The following is a 17,224-nucleotide window of genomic DNA, read 5'->3' as shown; positions in this document are numbered from 1 at the left end:
CTTAGTTGTCACCTCTTAGGATATAACCGGCTCCCCGGATCGTCTGAATGAGGCGTTTGCCGCCATGCTCCTCCGTCTTTTGGCGCAGCATGGCGATATAAACCTCCAGCACATTGGATTCGCCGCTGTAATCATAGCCCCAAATCTTGTCCATAATCAGGTCACGGGACAGCACCCGCTTCGGATTCTGCATAAACAAATGCAGCAGCTCGAATTCTTTTGCCGTCAGCTCCAGCCGTTTGCCGCCGCGCGTTACTTCCCGGGAATCGACATCCAGCACAACGTCCTCATAGACGACCGCCTGCTCGCTGCCCCCAATTTGTTCACTTTTGCGCCGCAGCAGCGCTCTCACCCGCGCCAGCAGTTCTTCCAGCGCGAACGGCTTTACCAGATAATCATCCGCTCCAAGGTCCAGGCCTTTGACCCTGTGCTCCACCTCATCCTTGGCCGTGAGCATCAGTACGGGAACGGTGCTGCCGCCCTCTCTAAGCCTCCGGCACACCTCAAAGCCATCCACTTGAGGCATCATGACATCGAGAACAACAACATCCGGATCGCTGTTCAGCACGGCCCGCAGGCCATCCGCCCCGTTGGACGCGGTCTTTACGTCATAACCCTCAAACGCTAGTCCCCTCCGCAGCATGGAAATGATTTTTTCATCATCGTCAATAATCAAAATATTCGGTCGCATGAAGCCGCCCCTTTGTCAATATTCTATATATCTCTATTTTAGCAGTGAATGCTGCAGCGCGCACATCTATGGCAGAAGCGGAAGGGCTTCCCCTCCCGCTTCTGGATTGTACCGCATTATTGCTGCTGAGTCTGCGTTGTGTTGAAGTCGTTCTTATTGCCGATCGTTATCGGCAAATCGAGATTTTTGCCGTCCCTGACGACATTGAGCGTAATTTTGTCTCCGACCTTTTTGGTCTTAATGAAATCAATTAATTCCTGGTTGGTCGCATATTTCGTTCCATTAGCGCCGGTAATAATATCATACGGACGCAGGTCGGCAAGATAAGCCGGGGATTTGTATATGATATCGGCTACAACGGAGCCCTCCTTGATGTCAGTGCCCATTTGCTTCGCCACTTCATCGGTAATCGTCATCAGCGAAGCTCCGATAAATGGAACCGGATCTTTCGGGATAGCCTGATTGGCTTCCAGCTTATCGACTACTTCCTTAATTTTATTAACCGGTATGGCGAAGCCGATACCCTGCGAATCCGTGCTGACGGCAACGTTCATACCGATAACCTGGCCGCTTGAGTTAAGCAGCGGTCCACCGGAGTTGCCCGGGTTGATGGAAGCGTCCGTCTGCAGCAGATCCGTATAATTGCGCGTACCGCTGCCTTGTTCTTCGTTGATGTCAATGCTCCGGTCTTTCGCGCTCAGAACCCCCGCAGTAACCGTATGGTCAAAGCCCTGCGGATTGCCGATTGCAACGACCTCCGAGCCTACTTTGATGGCGTCCGAGTCGCCGAGCGGAACGGTCGGGAAATTGTTGTCTCCTTCAATTTTCAGCACCGCGAGATCCAAATCCGCACTAGACCCAAGCAGCTTCGCTTCATACGGCTTCGAGTTGCCGTCAACGGTAACCTGAATGACGTCTGCATTCTCAATTACGTGCTGGTTGGTCAGAATGTAACCGGCTTTATCGTAAATAAACCCCGTGCCGATACCGTAAGGTGTCAGCTGTGAATCCGAACCGGAACCGCTATTGCCATTGTTCTGCTGGGACTGTCCGGACGAGTTGCCGCCAAATTGGTCACCGAAGAAGAATTGATAGAAAGGATCATTCGAGTTCGGAATGCTTTGGCTTCCGCGGGAAGCCGATTTTACGAGCGTTTCGATTTTGACAACCGCCGGCCCCGCTTCGTCTACGACACTGGAGACACCTTGTGATCCGGTCACAAGCCCGGTAGTCGAAGTTGAAGGTGTCACAGTGGCGCCCTCGTTGGCGGCCTTGCCCTGTGAACTCAAGGCCGCCGTTGCCGTTACCGCTTGATCCCCTGTGAACCAGTTCCCCCGATCAGCCATGAACATGGAACCGGAGAGCACAAGCATACCGGCGAGGAAGGAAAGGACTGCGGTTTTTACCGGTTTCTTCGGCTTCCGGTTATACTGCCAGCCGCCGTTCCCGCCGTCCGAACCGCCACCGCCGCCGTTGCCGTTGCCGTTGCCGTTTCCTCCTCCATACCCGCCGTAACCCGTGGAGCGGATCGAATTGTAAGGGACCGGTTTAATTGGCTGGGGAGGGGTGATTTCCACCCTTTCCGGTTCCCTCCGGCTATAATGCTCCACGCCATCCGTATTCTGCTCATTATGATTAAGAGATTTAAAAGGGCCGTACGAATAATAATAGGATGAATTCGATTCGGGAGACTGTCCGTCCTTGTTCCATTCCCGATCCGATGATTGTCTCTCAAAGCGATCGTCGCCATCGCCATTATATCTGTTCTTGTTCTCGTCCATGGTTTTACCCTCCCGCGCCCTGTCCCTCACGGACAAGGAGTCATTTTGCTTTCTTGGGTATATTTTGTACTTTAAACCTTAAGCCGACATTAAAAACAATTTAAGCGAAGATAAAACATTCACGAGATGATATACAAAAAAAGAAGCCCGGCGCGCTTTTAGCTTAACGCCGGACTTCATTGGACAAGCCTATTCTTGTAAAATAACTGCAAATCAATAGAGTTTAAGATTGCGCCAACATGTGTCTGGTAATCGCGATAGACGACCTATCCCTGTGTAACCCATCCCTTACGGTGCGCATAGATGGCGAGCTGTGTGCGGTCCTCCAGCTCGCATTTCATCAGCAGATTGCTGACATGCGTCTTGACTGTCTTGATGCTGATATGCAGTTCCTCGCCAATATCCTTGTTGCTCTTGCCTTCCGCAATCAGCAGCAAAACTTCTCTCTCCCGCTCGGTCAACCCGGATGAATCGTCCTGCACCGTACGCTGGCGGATACCCCGCGTCAGCGCCTGCGACACATCGCCGGTCATCACCGGCATGCCGCGATACGCCCCTTGCAGCGCGTAAATCAGCTCTTCCGCCGATACTGTCTTGAGAACGTAGCTGACCGCGCCCGCCTCAATGGCGTCCACCACAAGGTCATCCTCAAGGAAGCTGGTCAATATCACGATTTTCAGCCCCGGAAACTCTGACAGCACCGCACGGGTCGTCTCCACGCCGTTCATGATCGGCATCATCAGATCCATCAGAATCAGATCGGGAAGCCCTTCCTCTCCCCCGGAACGCAGCTGTTCAAGCGCCTCCTGTCCGTTTGACGCCTCGGATACCACCTCAAATGCCGGCTCCAGCATCAGATATGTTTTGAGCCCCATACGAACCATATCATGGTCATCGACCAGCAGTATTTTGATCGCGCTCATTCGCTGCTTGCCTCCTCTTCCCCTTCGTCTTTGCTTGCAGTCAGGCCCTTTGCAGCGGATATCTCTCTGCCGTTCCCCTGAACAAACTTCGGAATATGTACGCGGATTGTTGTGCCCGCCCCCCTGCGGCTGATAATTTCAACCTGGCCGCCAAGCTTCTCCGCGCGTTCCCGCATCGTCGTCAAGCCGTACGATCCCTGTTTGCCATGCGCGAGCTCGAATCCCTGCCCATCGTCGCTAACGCTGACCGCAACCTGCCTCGGACTCTCGCGCAGAGACAGACTGACAAGACGCGCTCCCGAGTGCTTCACGATGTTCGCCATCGCTTCCTGGATAATCAGAAACAGCTGATGCTCAATCGCCCCGGACAGCTCGCCCTGCAGTTCAAGCTCCTTAATACCCTTCAGTCCATTCTGCCGGCAGTAATCCGGGAACCATTTCTCCAGCGCTTCGAACAGGTCCCTGCCTTCAAGCTCAACCGGACGAAGCTGGGCAATCAGCGCCCGCATCTGCTTCTGAGCCATCTGCGACATGGTGATCAGTTGGTCCATCACCATCCGCCCCTGTTCTTCATTCCGCTCAAGCACTTTCGGCAGCGAAGAAGCGGACATATGAATAGCGAATAGCTGCTGGCTCACCGTATCATGCAAATCCCGGGCCATCCGCCGCCGTTCCTCAAGAACCGCGCTCTCCGCCGCCTTCTCCTTCTCAACTACCTCCTGCTCGCCCAGACGCTGAAGCAGCTTCATTTTTTTCTCGACCGCATCCATCATAAGATTGAACTCATGATAAACTCTTGCAAAAGAAGGATCATCGCTCCCCGGCATCCGAACGGAAAGGTTGCCTTTGGCTACCTTCAGCATATTGAGATCCAGGTGATCGATCCCCCGCTGGATCCGCTGCACGGCCATATAGCCGATAACGGCGGTAAACAGCACGATGCCAAGACACAGGTACACCCACATCCGGGAATCCTCGACTTCGATATAGCCCAGGCAGCTTCCGGCGTACATCAGAAGGGCCGTCACACTGCCGCAGAGCAGGAAATAAAGCAGCAGCACCCATTTCGTATTTTTAAAAATCGTCCCCATCGTCTATCCCACCGTCTTAACCTTGATGTCTCCGATAAAAGCGCTGACATTGATGCGGATTTTTTTGCCCGCTTCCTTATAATAAGGCGTCTTGTAGTGAACGGAGCTCATAAACCCGCTGCGCGAGTGGTCCAGCACTTCCATATCGCCGATAAAAGAGCTGCTGTTGACGGTAATGCCAAGATCCATGTCATCCGGTATATAGACTTTGAGATCACCGATAAAGGCGGAAAGATTGATCTTCGTCTCGCCGTACGGAATCTGCGCATTGGTCAGATCAAGCACCGTATCGCCGATAAATTGAGAGATATTCGTATTTTTGAGCTGAAAATGCTCGCGTCCCATATGGATATCACCGATAAAAGTGGAACGGTTCGTCGTTTCTTTGCTGTCGCTATGGCTCCATTCATGTCCATGAAAATGCCCGCGTTTGCGTTCAAACCGTTCCCAGCGCTCGCTATTTCTGCGTTCGTGGCGTTCCTCCCGCTCCTGGCGTCTGCGTTCATGACGATCCCTATGTTCTTTCCAGCGCGGATCGGCCTCGCGATTCTCTTCATCCTTGAGCGGATCACGGTCCCAATCAGCCGCTCCGGCTTTCCCTGCAGAACTTCCGATCGAGCCGCTCTCTTCCCTGGCTCCGCCGAATTTCCGCTCAAATTCTTCATCGAATGTCGATTCCAGCGGCCGCGGCGGATCAATGTTCTCCCCCGACTTGTCTCCCGAATAAAACTTCGGAGGGGCAGGCGGCGGTTCCGGTGGCCCGGAACGGTGCGGTCTGAAGATGACCATAAGTCCGCCGCCGATCAGTGCGACTGGAACGAGCATGGTGAAGAAATCACCAGCGGAAAGGTCGAACCAGCCCAGATTCCGTCCCAAAAAATACACGCCCATGGCTAGAAAAAACAGCGTACCGATGGAGGAAAACCCTCTCCCGCCTCCTCCCAGCAGCCGCTGACAGCCTATAATAATCAGCACAACCGGCCAGAAATTAGAGAAAAGGTAACCGATATCTATGTTGGCATATCCCATCTGCCGGAGCAAAAACAGCACGCCGATTCCGATCAGAATCAGGCCGCCGGACACTTGGCTGGCTATACGTCTTCTCATCAGTCATTTCCCCTTTAGCTTATTGTAGCTTTTTTTCCTGCCTTATGGACTTAGTTTACAACAGGCTTCACCCGGTTAACAGCGGCGAGGGAATGAAAACCTTCTCGGTCTGCAGACGGAGGGGTTGTAAGTCTGTACCCGGCACGCAGCAAAAACAAAAATGCCCCGCCTCTAACGAGGACGGGACACGGTTCGGCCATAGGCCTATGATGCTTGAGGCGAGTGCGGCTTAAGCTTGCGGTTTTTGGACCGGTTTGGCGATGCCGCCTTGCTTCGTTACTGCATCATTTTCGGCGGCAAACTCGGAGTTGAATTTTTCATTCGGTGTTTTGTAGTTTTCTTGAACCTTCGGTTTTTTAGCCACGTTGGTCACCTCCCTTTGCTCTCATCCGCGGCGCAGCAGCACCAGTCGGAGACGAATCAGAGGCTGATTTCTGTGCCCCAGTTCGTATTATGGCAAGGCAGGCCCAAGATTATACTAGCCCATGTGAAAAAAAGTTCATGAACCGTCCACATTAGATGATTTCTTCCAGCATTTCATGCGGAACGGTACCGTAAGCCCGGATAACTCTTCCTATATTCTCCAGCATAGCTTCCGTACACTTGCCGCTGCCGCGCTTAATCAATTGGACTTCCACCAACTGTTTCCCCCATTCCCTGTACACCTGCTTAGTCGTTGAAAAATAAAGATCAATCTTGTGCCCCTTGATCGCCGATCCGGTGTCCGCGACGATCGCATAGCCGTACCCCGGCACGTATAAAATGCTTCCCAGCGGCAGCACCTTGGGATCGGCGGCAATGGTCGAAACCGCGTTCTTATCTCTTCGAACCTTGACGCCTGAGTAGGTGATGCCGTATTCCGGGTGACTGGGGTGTTTGCCGGTCGACTCGAAACCTGCCGTATACCCGGTCGCCGTCATCTTGAAACTGCGGATGATCTGCTCCGGCGCCGGAGCGGCTACGGGAAAGGAAGACTGGTTATTCAGTTCTTTGGATGGCTTGTGCGAATACGTCTGCAAGACAGGCATAGCCGCAGCCACCGGCTGAATAGATGATAATGCGGGCTCCCGGTCCGCTTCGCGTCCCGACTTCGTATATATGAAGGATAGTGCAACCAAAAAAGCAAAGGTAACAACAATACAGCAAGACCTCTGCCAAACACCCATTTTGTTCATCATGAAAACCTCCCCCTTATTAGCGAAGGTTTCCCGTTTCCCAAAAATTTATACATGAAGCGCAGTTACCGCCTCACGGGATGTTGACAGAGGTCTTCAATTGTTAAAAAATGGCCTTGGTCGAAGCTTCAGAAGCCAGGCTCTCGATTACCTCGTCAAGCAGCTTTGCTCCGATATCGCCTTCGCCGCGTCTGCGGACGGAAACAGCGCCACTGTTCTTCTCGTTCTCACCGACGATGAACATGTACGGCAGCTTCTCAAGCTGGGCTTCGCGGATCTTGTAACCGAGCTTCTCATTCCGCAGATCGGCTTCGGCTCTAATGCCGCGGCGGCGCAGCTTGTCGATTACTTCGTTTGCATAGTCGTCAAAAGCGCTCGACACCGGAATAACTTTTACCTGCTGCGGAGACAGCCAAAGCGGCAGCGAGCCGGTAAAATTCTCCAGCAGGAAGGCTACGAAACGCTCCATCGTTCCCAGAATGCCGCGGTGCAGTACGACCGGACGGTGCTTCTGTCCGTCATCGCCGACGTATTCCAGCTCAAAGCGCTCCGGCAGCAGGAAGTCGATTTGTACGGTCGAGAGCGTTTCTTCCTTGCCAAGCGCAGTCTTGATCTGCACGTCCAGCTTCGGACCGTAGAACGCGGCTTCGCCTTCCGCTTCATAGAACGGCAGCCCGGCTTCTTCGACAACCTCGCGCAGCATCCGCTGAGCGGTTTCCCACATCTGGTCGTTCGGGAAGTACTTCTCGGTATCGGCAGGATCGCGGTAGGACAGGCGGAAACGGTAATCATTGATGCCGAAGTCGCTGTACACCTGTTTCACCAGTTCAAGCACACGGGTAAACTCACTCTTGATCTGATCCAGACGGCAGAAAATATGCGAGTCGTTCAACGTCATGGAACGGACGCGGTGCAGACCGGTCAGCGCACCGGACATTTCGTAGCGGTGCTGGATGCCGAGCTCGGCAATCCGGATCGGCAGGTCGCGGTAGCTGTGCATGCTGCTCTTGTACACCATCATATGATGCGGACAGTTCATCGGACGCAGCACGAATTCCTCGGTGTCGATCGTCATTTTCGGGAACATGTCTTCCTGGTAATGCTCCCAGTGGCCTGAAGTCTTGTACAGCTCGACATTGCCGAGCACCGGTGTATACACATGCTGGTAGCCAAGGTTCGCTTCAAGATCAACGATATACCGTTCCAGAATGCTGCGCAGCTTGGCGCCCTTAGGCAGCCAAATCGGCAAGCCCTGGCCTACCAGGTTATTGAACGTAAATATCTCCAATTCTTTGCCGAGCTTGCGGTGATCGCGCTTCTTCGCCTCTTCCAGCAGGCGGAGATGCTCGTCAAGCTGCGCTTTCTTGATCCAAGCGGTGCCGTATACGCGCTGCAGCATTTTGTTCTTGCTGTCGCCGCGCCAGTACGCTCCCGCAACGTTCATCAGCTTGAACACTTTGATCTTGCCGGTCGAAGGGACATGCGGCCCGCGGCACAGGTCAAAGAATTCGCCCTGCTCGTACAAAGTGATCACGCTGTCCTCGGGCAGCGCCCGGATAAGCTCAAGTTTATACGGGTCGCCAAGCTCCCCGAATATTTCAAGCGCCTCCTTGCGGCTGACTTCCTTGCGGACAATCGGCAGATTCTCCGACACGATGCGCTCCATTTCCTTCTCGATCTTCTGCAGATCTTCCGGATTGAGCGGATGCTCCAGATCCATGTCATAGTAGAATCCATCTTCAATTGTCGGCCCTACGCCGAGCTTAACCTCTTTGGCGCCGAACAGCCGCTTGACGGCCTGGGCCATCAGGTGGGCGGCGCTGTGCCGCATAACCTCAAGCCCATCCGGAGAATCAAGCGTCACGATCTCCACTAGATCTCCTTCACTCAGCTTGGCGGACAAATCAACGATTGCCCCGTTCAGCTTGCCGGCGGCGGCATTCTTGCGCAGCCCACTGCTAATGGAAGCCGCCACATCGTCGATGCTGCTGCCTTCCGGATATTCCCGGACCGAGCCGTCCGGTAATTTAATGCTTACTGCCATTGTCATTTCCTCCTTGAAATCGTGGTAAGCCTATCTCAGCGGCCGTCAGCCGCATAAAGCTTTACGGAACGGATATCTCCACGCATACAAAAAACACCCGTCCCGTATAGGGACGAGCGTCTGCACCCGTGGTTCCACCCAAATTCAATTCCGCCAGCGGAATCCTTGTTCAGCATGGGAATAACGGCCATGAACCGGCGGTTCTTACTGTTTCTTATACGGAAGAGACAACCCGGATCAACCGGGCGCTTCACTAAGAAAGTTCATAACCGCAGCTACAAAGGGGTAAACCGAACACCGGATTCCGAAGGAAATTGCAGCGAGCTTTCCTCTCTCTGGACGGACCTGGAAGTCGATTCATGTCTTTGTCAATGCTGTTCGCGTGAATAATGTGTAATTATAAATCCTGATGGCCGCTTCCGTCAAGCCACCGGGTTAACAGCAGCTCTGCTCAGAGCTGTTCATCACGCGGCTTTCGGTCAGGCAAACGGCCAGCGCGCTTCAGGCTCTCCCGCAGCAAAAACTCGATGTGTCCGTTCACACTGCGGAACTCTTCCCCCGCCCAACGCTCCAGCGCTTCATAGAGCGTGGGATCAATGCGCAGCGGAAAGTTCTTCTTGGCCGCCATATTAAGACCGCCTTAATACAACGAGCCGGCGTTAATAACCGGGTTCGCTCCGCGTTCGGATACGATGGCCACCATCAGATTGTTAATCATAGCCGCCTTCCGTTCTTCGTCCAGCTCTACAACACCGTTCTCCTTAAGCTGCTTGATCGCCATATCCACCATGCCGACCGCACCCTCCACAATGATCTGCCGGGCCGATAGAATGGCCGAAGCCTGCTGGCGTTGAAGCATGGTGCTGGCGATTTCAGTGGAATATGCAAGATGCGTCAGGCGCGCCTCCAGCACTTCGACCCCTGACAGGGATAGCCGCTCCTGCAGCTCCAAGGCCAGTTCCTTGGCGATTTCCTCGGCATTGGCACGAAGTGACATACCGCTTCCGCTGAAGCTGTCATAAGGATATTTGCTGGCCACATGGCGAAGCGCCGTCTCACTCTGAATTTCAACAAATTCCATGTATTTATCGACATCGAACAGCGCTTTTGCCGAGTTGATGACCTTAAATACGACGACAGCGGCGATCTCAATCGGATTGCCCTCAATATCGTTTACCTTCAGCTTGACGCTGTTGAAATTGCGCACTCTAAGAGAAACCGTCTTACGCTTGCTGAGCGGAATAACGGCCCACATGCCGCTGGCCGAAATCGTCCCAACATATCTGCCGAAAAAAGTGACCACGACGGACTTATTGGGCTGCACCACCGTAATGCTTGTCGCGAGCACCCCGGAAGCCATGAACAAAATAGCAGGCACTACATTATAGCCCTGGACAGCTCCGTAAAATCCACCGCCAAAGCAAATGACAATCATAGCGATAATCCAGAAGCCGTTAATGGGACGAAGCATTTTTTCTTGCATAAGGCACCTCCAAAAAAGGATATGTATTTGATATTTATATGATATCACTATTGGATATTGATGTAAATTATTATTTTCAGGTAAACGATGCATACAGACATAAATCACAGATGCATACCCGGATTTTCATATACTATGAATCTAATAAAGAATTCTTGTTTAAGCGATTACATTTTCGAGGAGGTGGATAAAACAATGAGCGTGAAGGAACAGGTGCTGGAAACGATAAAATCCGCCGGTAAACCCGTCAGCGCGGGGGAAGTGGAGAAGCTCTCCGGTCTGGACCGCAAGGAGATTGACAAGGCCTTTAACGAGCTTAAAAAAGAAAAAGCGATCGTTTCCCCGGTTCGCTGCAAATGGGAAGCCGCCGAGTAGGATCACGGAATCCGCTGGAAATACATTTGGATGCCCTTTGCGATTAGGCTCCCAGGGGCGCATTTACCGGGATATGATCCCAGTTAAATGGGCCGCTCCAAAAGGGAGATCCAATTGAGCGAATCCCGTCAATATGCAAAAGAACCTTCAGACCACTATATAAGTGGAACTGAAGGTTCTTTATTAACGCCCTATCCATTTAGTTCTGCATTACAAAATCGCGCCGTACTCCCGAGGAAGCGTCGTTGAATACTTTCAGAATATCATACTGCGTGTTGCGCTGCGCCGGGATTTTGCCTGCCTCGCGGATGATTTGCAGAATCGACTCGATGTTGACCTTATACGTCGCCCCCGCCGAGGAAACGACGTTCTCCTCAATCATCGTGCTGCCGAAATCGTTGCAGCCGTACTGCAGCGACAGCTTGCCAACCTCTGGCCCCATCGTGACCCAAGAGGATTGGAAGTTCTCGATATTGTCGAGCACGAGCCGGCTGATCGCTACCGTCTTAAGGTATTCTTCCGGAGTCTGGCGGTCGAGCTTCAGGTTCGTGTTGTCCGGCTGGAACGTCCAAGAGATGAAGGCCAGAAAGCCCTCCGAATTGTAGTTCTTGGCAATGCATTCGTCCTGAGCTTCGCGGATACGCAGAAGATGCAGCGCCCGCTCCTCCATGCTCTCTCCGAGTCCGATGACCATCGTCGCCGTCGTATTCATGCCGATTCGGTGCGCCGTCTGCATAACCTCCATCCAGTCACGCCACGGGCCCTTGAGCCGGCTGATTCTTTTCCGTGTTCGGTTGTCCAGGATTTCCGCTCCGCCTCCGGGAAGCGAGTCAAGACCCGCCGCATGAATCTCGCGCAGCGTCTCTTCCAGGGTCAACCCGGAAATCTCCTTCATTTTCATAATCTCCGCCGGGGAGAAGGAGTGCATCGTGATGCCGGGGAATCGCTCCTTGATATTCCGCAGCAGATTCGTATAATAACTGAACGGCAAATCGGGATTCGTGCCCCCTTGCATCAGGATCTCCGTTCCGTCCACGGCGATGGTCTCTCTGATTTTCTCGAAAATCGTCTCATCCGGCAGGACATAACCTTCCTCTGAACCGGGTCTGCGGTAAAAAGCGCAAAAACGGCAGTATACATCGCATACATTCGTATAATTTATATTGCGGCCGATAACGAACGTCGTCACCGGCTCGGGATGCCATCTTTTCATTATGATATCCGCCGCAGCGCCCATTTTCTCAATCTCGTTGCTCTCAAACAGTCTGACCGTATCTTCAACTCCAAGGCGTTCGCCTTGCAGCGCTTTATTCAAAATTTGATCGATCGCGCCCATCGTTTGCAGCCTCCTTTTACAACCATGCATAATCAATCCATAAAATTTGTATGACAAAGGAATATGTCCGTTAACCCATCGTATCACAATCTTCTTCGCTTAAAAACCGCTTTTTCGTCCCGCACCCTGCAAAAAGCACAAAAAAACCGCAATGCGGGGTCAATTCGAAGCATATCTGTTACTTTCCGAAATTAAAAAGACAGCGCCGCCAGATTATGGCGATGCTGTCTTGTTCAAGTAACACTATGCTCTTGCTCCTAAAGCGAATCCGCCGATTAACGTACCGGCTGGCCGGCCTGGGAGCTATCTGCCTCAAGCTCCGTCCGCGCCGCTTCCAGCGCTTGCTGCAGATCGGCAATAAGATCGTCAACATGCTCGATGCCGACCGAGAAACGCAGCAGCCGGTCATCCACGCCGACCACATCGCGGATTTCAGCCGGAATATCGGCATGTGTCTGCACTGCGGGGTAAGTCATCAGCGACTCGACTCCGCCGAGACTTTCGGCGAACGCAATCAGCTTGACGTGGCGCAAAATAGGCTCCACATATCTCGCATCCTTAACCTTGAAGGAGAAAATGCCGGTGTTGCCACTCGACTGGCGCTTCTGAATAGCAAACCCCTGATGCTCTTGAAGACCCGGATGGAATACTTCCGCAATCGCCGGATGTTCTTTGAGAAAATGAGCGATCGCCAGGGAGTTGCTCTCATGCCGCTCCATACGAAGCGCCAGCGTCTTCATGCCTTTCATTAACTGGTAGCTGTCGCTCGGGCTCAGCACGGCGCCGATCGAGTTATGCAGGATAGCCATCTCTTCCGACAGTTCCTTGCCCTTGGTTACAATCAGCCCGGCCAGCACGTCGTTATGCCCGCCCAAATATTTGGTCGCGCTGTGGACGACAATATCTGCGCCAAGCTCCAGAGGGCGCTGGAAATATGGCGTCAGCAGCGTGTTGTCCACGACCGTCAGCATTCCGTAGCGGCGGGCCCAGGTACACACGGCCTCGATATCGGTAACCATCATCAGCGGGTTGGTCGGCGTCTCGATGATGACCGCTTTCGTGTTATCCCGGCGGGCCGATTCCAGCGCGTCAAAATCATTCGTGTCCACATAGGAAGCAGAAACGCCGAATTTGGACATAATCCGTTCCAGCATCCGGTACGTGCCGCCGTACAAATCCAGCGAGACGATCAGATGGTCGCCCTGCCCAAACAGGGTGAAAATGGTCTGCAAAGCGGCCATCCCGGAGCTGCAAGCAAATCCTGCGTCGCCGGACTCCAGTTCAGCCGCCGCTTGTTCCAGCACAGAGCGTGTCGGATTCTTGGTCCGGATGTAGTCGAAGCCTGTGCTTTGTCCAAGTCTGGGATGCCGGAATGCGGTGGACTGGTATATCGGATAATTCACTGCGCCCGTCGCCGGGTCTTCCTGCGAACCGATCTGGGCCAGCCTGCTTTCAATTCTAAGTTTGTCGTTCATGATTATCCCCCCAAAGTTAGTACCTATAATCTTCAATATAATATGGCTTACCTTAAAGGTACAGCATTCATATTATAGGTCCAATATCGTATGGCGTTTCCTGGTAGACGTAATAGTTAAGCCAGTTGGAGAACAGCAGGTTCGCGTGGGCACGCCATACGGCGGGCGGCGTACGCTTCGGATCATCGTTCGGGAAGTAATGCTTCGGCAGCGCAACATCCATTCCCTTCGCAATATCCCGATCGTATTCCCCTTTCAGGGAGAACGGATCGTACTCAGAGTGTCCCGTCACAAAAATCTGCCGGCCATCATGGGTAGCGACGATATAAACGCCGGCCTCCTCCGATTCTGCCAATATTTGCAAATCTGACGTATTCAAGACATCCTCGCGGGAGATGTCTGTATGCCGGGAATGGGGCACATAGAACAGCTCGTCGAAGCCGCGCAGCAGCTTGGTATTCGGTGCAGTGGTCCAGTGCGGGAACACGCCGAAGCATTTCTCGGGCAGCCCGACCTTACGGACGCCGTAATGATAGTGAAGTCCCGCCTGAGCCGCCCAACAGATATGCATCGTCGAGGTGACGTTGTCCTTGCTCCATTCGAAGATCTCTTTCATCTCTTCCCAGTAGTTCACATCCTCAAAATCCATCTGTTCCACGGGAGCGCCCGTCACGATCAGACCGTCATAACGGCGGTGCCTAATCTCTTCGAAGGTCTTATAGAAACTCTCCAAATGCTCCGCCGATGTATTTTTCGAGGTATGGGAGCTCGGATGGAGCAGTGTGACATCCACTTGCAAAGGCGAGTTGCCGATCAGACGCAGCAGCTGCGTTTCGGTAGTTTCTTTAGTGGGCATCAGATTTAAGATAGCGATCCGCAGAGGGCGGATATCCTGGTGAAAGGCCTGGCTTTCACCCATAACGAAAATATTTTCCCCAGATAGGATCTCCTTGGCGGGTAGACTGTCGGGAATCTTGATCGGCATTGCAAGCTCACTCCTTCTAATAGTGGAAACCGCAGCAGCGGTTAAATCATGAAACAAATAAAAACCTTTCCCGAAAAAAAACGAGAAAGGTCATATTTATACACATATGATACTCTCTCATCTGTCAGACAACGCAACAAAACCGCCTACATCCAGCCTGCGTCTCTGCAAGAATTAGCACCGTGCGTTACACGCCGGTTGCCGGGTTTCATCGGGCCAGTCCCTCCACCTGCTCTTGATAAGATTTGGTCATATTCAATTAAAATTCTTATTAATCACTTTAAATCATGAACCTGTCTTTCGTCAAGTCCATATACTGTTCTTAGAGTCTTTAAGATGACAACAATTTTTCTTGAAAGAGGCATTACCCGGCGTTATACTAGACAAGTGTTTCAGAGATCGCCCCACAAAGCGGAGCCGTGGCTTCGAAGCCTATCCAGGTACTTTGCGGGGACCTCGAAATGATAAATCTTTATTAATAAAGAGGTGAGATGAAGAATGGAAGGCGACCCGAGTACGCAGCACAGCGCTGATCAGGAACAACCGTACAGGATGAATATCAGCTTGCCGGCGGCGGGAGCGCTTCTTCTTCATGCCTTCGGAATATAAAGCGGCCCATAGTTGCGACCGCCGGTCAAGCTGATTTTTCCCTGTGCTTCCATAAGCATATCCCTGGGCAAGCTAGGGAGAGAAGGAGTGAATCAGATGAAGATCCGGCTGGTTAATGCAGGCGTTTTTACACCTGTGGATGATATTGAATTGACCCTTAACCCTCCGGTAGAAGGGTTCTACTGGATTGACGCCGACGTGGAGGATTTGGAGCTGCTGCAGCCTCTGTTCAATCTTCACGATCTGGCTGTGGAAGACTGTCTCAGCGACGAGGAGCAGCGTCCCAAACTCGAAATTTACGAGAGCCATTATTTCATTGTAGTAAACAGCATTCGTTTTGACGACGAGGAAATTTTCCTGCGGGCCCTTAATATTTTTCTTGGGCGGCACTTTATTATTACCGTCACGAAGCAGAAGATTAACGAGCTGCGCGTGCTGAAGCCCATCTTGTGGGAGCAGGAGGTCGGCGCGCCTGACCGGTTCCTCTACCTGCTAATCGACCTTGTTGTGGACAATTATTTCGCCGTCGGCGACCGGATCGAGGTGCGGATCGAGAAGCTGGAAGAGGATATTCTGATGCACACCAAGAAATCGCACTTAAGTGAAATTATCGGTCTGCGAAGCGAAATTCTGTGGCTGAAGAAAATGCTCGGTCCGCAGAAGGAAGTCGTCAACACTCTTAACAAAAAAGATCTGCGGCTGATCGACGACCAGCTGCAGAAATATTTCAGCGACATCTACGAGAACGCGGTCAAAATCTCCGAGACATTCGAGACGTACCGCGATCTGATGGGCAACTTGCGAGAAGCTTATCAATCCAGTATCGCGAACCGCGCCAACGAAATCATGCGGGTGTTTACGGCGATTACGACCATATTCATGCCGCTGACCGTGATTACAGGCATATACGGGATGAACTTTGATAACATTCCTGAACTTCATACAAAATACGGCTACTACGGCGTCATTGGCGCCATGGTGACACTGGGCTGCAGCATGCTGTATATATTCCGCAAAAAAGAATGGCTATGACAGCAGACCAAGATTCCGATAGACGAAGGTCTCCTTACGCGCAGGCACAGCGCCGGGGAGACCTTCATTTGTGTTACCGGGCTTAGATTTGCTCTACTATTGCGCCCGCTCCCTCGTTCTCTCTCCGGAAACGAATCCGGATCAGCCGCAGCCGTTCGTAAACCATTTCCAGACCGCCTTCGGGCGCGGCATCTTCGCCGTATACTTTGTGCAGCACCGGCTTCAGGAATAAGTCTCCGAGCTCCATGTAAGCGTTCCAGACCGCTTCCTGCTCGCCGGGCGGCATGTCCATAAGCTCCCGCTGAATCAGCGGATCGACAATGTAGCCGTCCTTCTCAAGCTCCTCCACAACCTCCAGAATCTCTCTGCGGGAGTATTGGGTGCGCTCTTTAAGCTCCTCCAGTCCGCAGCCGTCCGCGATCCCCTCTAGAAGCTGACGCCGCAGACGAAGGCGGTCCAATTGCTTCTTGTATTTGATCTCCTTCTGCTTGTACAGCCAGGAAGCGAAAGGCTCCTCTTCGATCTCCTTGCCAACCCAGCTTAGCGGGAAGGAATGGCTGCGCTCCGCTGAGGAAGTGACGGACAATATTTCCGGACCGTACTGTTCTGCCTTGGCTTCACCCACGCCCGGAATTTGCAGCAGTTCTTCCAGCGACTGCGGCAGATAGGCGCTCAGCAGCCGCAGCAGCCGGTTGCTCGCCAGCAGATATGGCGCTTTATGCTCCAGGGACGATCTCTTCCGCCTCCATGCGCACAGCTCTTCATATACAGCCTCATTCCCATGCCGCTCGCTGTAATACTGAAGCTTCAGCTGCTCCTGATTCCGTCCGGTTACAGCCGTCTCTTCATGAAAGACGCCATCAATCAGCGGGCGGTAGCCTTCTCCCATTTTGACGGCCAACTCATGCCTGTATACCCCCAGCATCTCATTCCAGGAGCTTCCTTCATACCAGATGGTATCGGCACTTTCCGGATTTTCGCCAAAATCACGCCAGCCCAGGTGCCAGACCCCCTCCTCCTCACCGATCCACAGCTGGGCGAAATCCTCCGCGGACTCGCCGGAATTTTTGGACAATTGGTTCATGAATACGATTTGCATGTTCTTTCCCTGCCTTTT

16 protein-coding genes and 1 riboswitch are annotated in these 17,224 nt (G+C 52.7%); of the genes, 2 read left to right on the top strand and 14 right to left on the bottom strand.

All coding sequences use genetic code 11. The annotated features are described in order from the left end of the window. Position 1: 1 nt before the first annotated feature. The 10 genes from PDUR_RS09025 to PDUR_RS08985 form a co-directional block, all read right to left on the bottom strand. Positions 2 to 691: a response regulator transcription factor gene (locus PDUR_RS09025; protein WP_025694288.1), complete on the bottom strand. Its 690-nt coding sequence runs from the start codon at positions 689 to 691 to the stop codon at positions 2 to 4. A gap of 116 nt (positions 692 to 807) precedes the next feature. Continuing rightward, the gene (locus PDUR_RS09020) at positions 808 to 2,472 is read right to left on the bottom strand and encodes a S1C family serine protease (protein ID WP_042205976.1); all 1,665 of its coding nucleotides are present in this window, start codon (positions 2,470 to 2,472) and stop codon (positions 808 to 810) included. Positions 2,473 to 2,738: 266 nt separating this feature from the next. Beyond that, a complete protein-coding gene (locus PDUR_RS09015) occupies positions 2,739 to 3,395 on the bottom strand; it encodes a response regulator (RefSeq protein WP_042205975.1) in 657 nt (218 codons plus the stop codon). Then, entirely contained in the window at positions 3,392 to 4,486 is a 1,095-nt protein-coding gene (locus PDUR_RS09010; protein WP_042205974.1) for a sensor histidine kinase, read from the bottom strand. The genes PDUR_RS09015 and PDUR_RS09010 overlap by 4 nt, the downstream gene beginning before the upstream one ends. Positions 4,487 to 4,489: 3 nt before the next feature. Then, entirely contained in the window at positions 4,490 to 5,593 is a 1,104-nt protein-coding gene (gene liaF, locus PDUR_RS09005) for a cell wall-active antibiotics response protein LiaF (RefSeq protein WP_042205973.1), read from the bottom strand. A 229-nt stretch (positions 5,594 to 5,822) separates the two neighbouring features. Next, positions 5,823 to 5,957, bottom strand: coding sequence for a hypothetical protein (locus tag PDUR_RS30070; RefSeq protein ID WP_269079206.1), 135 nt, complete (start codon positions 5,955 to 5,957; stop codon positions 5,823 to 5,825). 151 nt (positions 5,958 to 6,108) lie between these two features. Beyond that, positions 6,109 to 6,621 (bottom strand): 3D domain-containing protein, encoded by a 513-nt coding sequence (locus PDUR_RS29760; protein ID WP_042209205.1) that lies wholly within the window; start codon positions 6,619 to 6,621, stop codon positions 6,109 to 6,111. A gap of 250 nt (positions 6,622 to 6,871) precedes the next feature. Continuing rightward, on the bottom strand, positions 6,872 to 8,812 hold the full coding sequence (gene thrS / locus PDUR_RS08995) for a threonine--tRNA ligase (RefSeq protein ID WP_042205972.1): 1,941 nt from the start codon (positions 8,810 to 8,812) through the stop codon (positions 6,872 to 6,874). A 451-nt stretch (positions 8,813 to 9,263) separates the two neighbouring features. Beyond that, positions 9,264 to 9,440, bottom strand: coding sequence for a type II toxin-antitoxin system antitoxin (locus tag PDUR_RS27880; protein ID WP_042205971.1), 177 nt, complete (start codon positions 9,438 to 9,440; stop codon positions 9,264 to 9,266). 12 nt (positions 9,441 to 9,452) lie between these two features. Further along, positions 9,453 to 10,295: an SPFH domain-containing protein gene (locus PDUR_RS08985; protein ID WP_042205970.1), complete on the bottom strand. Its 843-nt coding sequence runs from the start codon at positions 10,293 to 10,295 to the stop codon at positions 9,453 to 9,455. A 195-nt stretch (positions 10,296 to 10,490) separates the two neighbouring features. Between PDUR_RS08985 and PDUR_RS08980 the strand changes: the two genes are divergently transcribed. Further along, positions 10,491 to 10,670: a transcriptional regulator gene (locus PDUR_RS08980; RefSeq protein ID WP_025690660.1), complete on the top strand. Its 180-nt coding sequence runs from the start codon at positions 10,491 to 10,493 to the stop codon at positions 10,668 to 10,670. A gap of 199 nt (positions 10,671 to 10,869) precedes the next feature. Here the strand turns inward: PDUR_RS08980 and mqnC are convergent, their stop codons facing one another. The 3 genes from mqnC to metA all read right to left on the bottom strand — a co-directional run bounded on the left by mqnC (position 10,870) and on the right by metA (position 14,466). Continuing rightward, the gene (gene mqnC / locus PDUR_RS08975; protein WP_042205969.1) at positions 10,870 to 12,006 is read right to left on the bottom strand and encodes a cyclic dehypoxanthinyl futalosine synthase; all 1,137 of its coding nucleotides are present in this window, start codon (positions 12,004 to 12,006) and stop codon (positions 10,870 to 10,872) included. 275 nt (positions 12,007 to 12,281) lie between these two features. Next, a complete protein-coding gene (locus tag PDUR_RS08970) occupies positions 12,282 to 13,481 on the bottom strand; it encodes an aminotransferase class I/II-fold pyridoxal phosphate-dependent enzyme (RefSeq protein ID WP_042205968.1) in 1,200 nt (399 codons plus the stop codon). Between the two features lie 67 nt (positions 13,482 to 13,548). Then, positions 13,549 to 14,466, bottom strand: a complete 918-nt coding sequence (gene metA / locus PDUR_RS08965; RefSeq protein WP_042205967.1) for a homoserine O-acetyltransferase MetA — start codon at positions 14,464 to 14,466, stop codon at positions 13,549 to 13,551. A 114-nt stretch (positions 14,467 to 14,580) separates the two neighbouring features. Then, a riboswitch (SAM riboswitch) is annotated at positions 14,581 to 14,711 on the bottom strand. 460 nt (positions 14,712 to 15,171) lie between these two features. On the opposite strand from metA, the gene corA reads away from it, so the two are divergent. Next, positions 15,172 to 16,107: a magnesium/cobalt transporter CorA gene (gene corA, locus PDUR_RS08960; protein ID WP_042205966.1), complete on the top strand. Its 936-nt coding sequence runs from the start codon at positions 15,172 to 15,174 to the stop codon at positions 16,105 to 16,107. Positions 16,108 to 16,189: 82 nt separating this feature from the next. Here corA and PDUR_RS08955 read toward each other — a convergent pair whose 3' ends face one another. Continuing rightward, positions 16,190 to 17,206, bottom strand: a complete 1,017-nt coding sequence (locus PDUR_RS08955; protein WP_042205965.1) for an HRDC domain-containing protein — start codon at positions 17,204 to 17,206, stop codon at positions 16,190 to 16,192. Positions 17,207 to 17,224 lie beyond the last annotated feature (18 nt).

Source organism: Paenibacillus durus, assembly GCF_000756615.1.
In the GTDB taxonomy this organism is placed as follows: domain Bacteria; phylum Bacillota; class Bacilli; order Paenibacillales; family Paenibacillaceae; genus Paenibacillus_AQ; species Paenibacillus_AQ durus.
This window is presented reverse-complemented; position numbering and strand designations above follow the sequence as displayed.

What these genes read in the sequence shown, in the direction of transcription:
- PDUR_RS08985 (WP_042205970.1), bottom strand. Translation starts at nt 10,295, where the DNA reads ATGCAAGAAAAAATGCTTCGTCCCATTAACGGCTTCTGGATTATCGCT.
- thrS (WP_042205972.1), bottom strand. Translation starts at nt 8,812, where the DNA reads ATGGCAGTAAGCATTAAATTACCGGACGGCTCGGTCCGGGAATATCCG.
- PDUR_RS09010 (WP_042205974.1), bottom strand. Translation starts at nt 4,486, where the DNA reads ATGGGGACGATTTTTAAAAATACGAAATGGGTGCTGCTGCTTTATTTC.
- mqnC (WP_042205969.1), bottom strand. Translation starts at nt 12,006, where the DNA reads ATGGGCGCGATCGATCAAATTTTGAATAAAGCGCTGCAAGGCGAACGC.
- corA (WP_042205966.1), top strand. Translation starts at nt 15,172, where the DNA reads ATGAAGATCCGGCTGGTTAATGCAGGCGTTTTTACACCTGTGGATGAT.
- PDUR_RS08970 (WP_042205968.1), bottom strand. Translation starts at nt 13,481, where the DNA reads ATGAACGACAAACTTAGAATTGAAAGCAGGCTGGCCCAGATCGGTTCG.
- PDUR_RS08955 (WP_042205965.1), bottom strand. Translation starts at nt 17,206, where the DNA reads ATGCAAATCGTATTCATGAACCAATTGTCCAAAAATTCCGGCGAGTCC.
- PDUR_RS29760 (WP_042209205.1), bottom strand. Translation starts at nt 6,621, where the DNA reads ATGCCTGTCTTGCAGACGTATTCGCACAAGCCATCCAAAGAACTGAAT.
- PDUR_RS09025 (WP_025694288.1), bottom strand. Translation starts at nt 691, where the DNA reads ATGCGACCGAATATTTTGATTATTGACGATGATGAAAAAATCATTTCC.
- PDUR_RS27880 (WP_042205971.1), bottom strand. Translation starts at nt 9,440, where the DNA reads ATGGCGGCCAAGAAGAACTTTCCGCTGCGCATTGATCCCACGCTCTAT.
- metA (WP_042205967.1), bottom strand. Translation starts at nt 14,466, where the DNA reads ATGCCGATCAAGATTCCCGACAGTCTACCCGCCAAGGAGATCCTATCT.
- PDUR_RS08980 (WP_025690660.1), top strand. Translation starts at nt 10,491, where the DNA reads ATGAGCGTGAAGGAACAGGTGCTGGAAACGATAAAATCCGCCGGTAAA.
- PDUR_RS09020 (WP_042205976.1), bottom strand. Translation starts at nt 2,472, where the DNA reads ATGGACGAGAACAAGAACAGATATAATGGCGATGGCGACGATCGCTTT.
- PDUR_RS09015 (WP_042205975.1), bottom strand. Translation starts at nt 3,395, where the DNA reads ATGAGCGCGATCAAAATACTGCTGGTCGATGACCATGATATGGTTCGT.
- liaF (WP_042205973.1), bottom strand. Translation starts at nt 5,593, where the DNA reads ATGAGAAGACGTATAGCCAGCCAAGTGTCCGGCGGCCTGATTCTGATC.